The following is a 2,825-nucleotide window of genomic DNA, read 5'->3' on the forward strand; positions in this document are numbered from 1 at the left end:
GGTATGGGTCTGACCAACGCCGTCATCATTGATCAGCACTTCACCCAACGCAACCGCCTGGGTCGATTGCTAACCGCTTCATCTTTTAACCCTTTTCTAATCGGATTGGGCGTTGACGAAGACACGGCGGCCTTCATTGGGCCCGATAACGTCTTTGAAGTAATCGGCAGCGGAACGGTTACCGTGGTGGATGCCAGCCATTTGACCCATTCTTCGATGTGGGATGCCCGTCGCGGCGAAGCACTCAGCCTTCTTGGACTTCGGCTTGACGTTCTGGGTGAAGGGTGCCGTTATGATCTGACGGCTCGCCAGGCTTTTCCGCCGGATGAGCATATGGCGTTCTGCACATTGCCGGATCTGTCCGAGGATGAGGCCGCCAGCGGGGGGAAACAATAAGCTAACCAACGGGGAGCCTCATGAAAATAATCTCGACCAATGTCTTTGTCGGCCCGAACGTCTGGGCAAGTTTTCCGGTCATTCGCCACGTCATTGATCTGGGCGTTCTGGAAGATTGGCCTTCGGCCAAAATTGGTTCCGAGTTTATTGATGCATTGACCCAGGCCCTTCCCGGTCTGGCGGAACATGGCTGTTCCTACCGCGAACCCGGTGGTTTCATCCGCCGATTGCGCGAAGATGAAGGCACTTGGCTTGGTCATGTTTTGGAACATTGTGCCATCGAAGTGCAGAACGTGGCCGGTTCGGATGTAACCTTTGGCCGCACGCGCGGCACAGGCGAACCCGGCCAATACAACATGGTTTACGAATATCGCCAGCGCGATGTTGGTTTGGACGCAGGCAAGCTGGCAATGCGGCTGCTGATGCATCTATTGCCGCAATCCCTCAAGGAACAGGTGGACTACGACTTCGACCCGGAATTCAACTGGGATGACGAGTTGCGTAGCTTTGTGCTGCGAGCGCAGCGCAAGGAGTTTGGTCCCTCTACCGGCTCATTGGTTAAGGCCGCGCAAGAGCGTGACATCCCTTGGATCAGGCTGAATTCTGGGTCACTGGTTCAGTTCGGGCACGGCAAATACCAGAAACGCATTCAGGCAACCATAACCTCTGAGACCAAGCATATCTCGGTCGAGATTTCCTGCGACAAGGAAGACACCCACAATCTGCTGAACGATCTGGGCCTGCCTGTGCCGCAGCAACGCATGGTTTATTCCGCGCGTGAAGCCGTGCGCGCCGCCGCACGGATCGGGCACCCGGTGGTGGTCAAACCGCTCGATGCCAATCATGGGCGTGGTGTTTCGATCAACCTGAACTCGGATGAAGAGGTCGAGGCAGGCTTTGCCGAAGCCAAGGAACATTCCCGCAGCCGCGCCATTCTGGTGGAAAGCTTCATCACCGGGTTCGATCACCGGATGCTGGTGGTGAACAACAAGCTGGTCGCTGTAGCCAAGCGCGTGCCGGGCCATGTGGTGGGCGATGGCACGCACACGATTGCCGAACTGGTCGATATCGTGAACGAGGATCCGCGCCGTGGCATCGGGCATGAAAAAGTGCTGACCATGCTGGAGATCGACAATCAAGCCAAACGCCTGATGGAAAATGCGGGCGTTACTGAAGAAACTGTGCTGCCTGACGGCGAGGTCTTCTATCTGCGATCAACCGCGAACCTGTCGACCGGCGGCACGGCCATTGATCTGACGGATGTGGTGCACCCTGACAACCGTGACATGGCCGAGCGTGCCATCATGGCCGTCGGGCTGGATGTGGGCGGCGTCGATTTCCTGATCGACGACATCACCAAATCCTACAAGGATATCGGCGGCGCGATTGTCGAGGTGAACGCCGCCCCTGGTTTCCGGATGCACGTGGCACCGTCCGAAGGTCAGCCGCGCGACGTGGCGGGCAAAGTGATCGACATGCTGTTTCCGGCCACCGAGGAAACCCGCATTCCCATCGCGGCAATCACCGGAACCAACGGCAAGACGACCACTTCAAGGATGCTGGGGCACATCATGAAAACCAGCGGCAAGACCGTTGGCATGACCTCGACCGATGGCGTTTATGTTGACGGCAAGCTGAGCGTGAAGGGCGACATGACGGGACCTAAGTCGGCACAGATCGTTCTGCGCGACCCGGCTGTCGATTTTGCGGTGATGGAAACCGCACGCGGCGGACTTGTGCGCTCGGGTCTGGGCTATCAGCGCTCGAACGTAGCGGCCTGCCTGAACGTCTCGGCAGATCATCTGGGTCTTGGCGGCATCAACACGGTTGAGGAACTGGCCGTGGTAAAGCGGGTTGTGGTGGAAAGCGCCACCGATACTGCTGTCTTGAACGCCGATGACATCAACTGTCTGAAAATGGCCGACTATGCCGGTGCGGATCAGATCTTTTATGTCACCACCAATCCGGGGCACAGCCTGGTCAAGGAACATATCAAGGCAGGCGGCAAGGCCATTGTGCTTGAAAAGGGCATGAATGGTGACATGCTGACCATTTATGACAACGGTCTTCATATCCCGGTGCTGTGGTCGCATCTGATCCCGGCGGCATTGGAAGGCAAGGCCATTTTCAACGTCCAGAACGCGATGTTCGCCGCCGCGATGGCCTATAGTTTCGGAGTGGATCTGGACAATATCCGCCATGGGCTGCGCACCTTCGACACCAGCTATTTCCAGGCACCCGGGCGGATGAATGTCTATGACGAGCATCCCTTCAAGGTGATCCTCGACTATGGCCACAACCCTGCCGCGCTCAAGGCGATGGCGGCGCTGGCCGATCAGTTGGAGGTCAAGGGTCGAAGGCTGTGCGTTGTTGCGATGCCGGGCGACCGGCGCGATGAGGATATTATCGACGGGGCTGCCGCATTGGCG

The 2,825-nt window shown here is 57.7% G+C and carries 2 protein-coding genes; both read left to right on the forward strand.

Annotated features, from left to right (window positions below; translation table 11 throughout):
• A partial coding sequence (locus tag ACR0E6_RS20710; RefSeq protein WP_480586851.1) for a cyanophycinase occupies positions 1–396 on the forward strand: 396 nt, incomplete at its 5' end.
• A 20-nt stretch (positions 397–416) separates the two neighbouring features.
• Positions 417–2,825, forward strand: a 2,409-nt coding sequence (gene cphA / locus ACR0E6_RS20715; RefSeq protein ID WP_480586854.1) for a cyanophycin synthetase, incomplete at its 3' end; no start/stop codon positions are given.

The organism is Ruegeria sp. AP12, assembly GCF_056540025.1.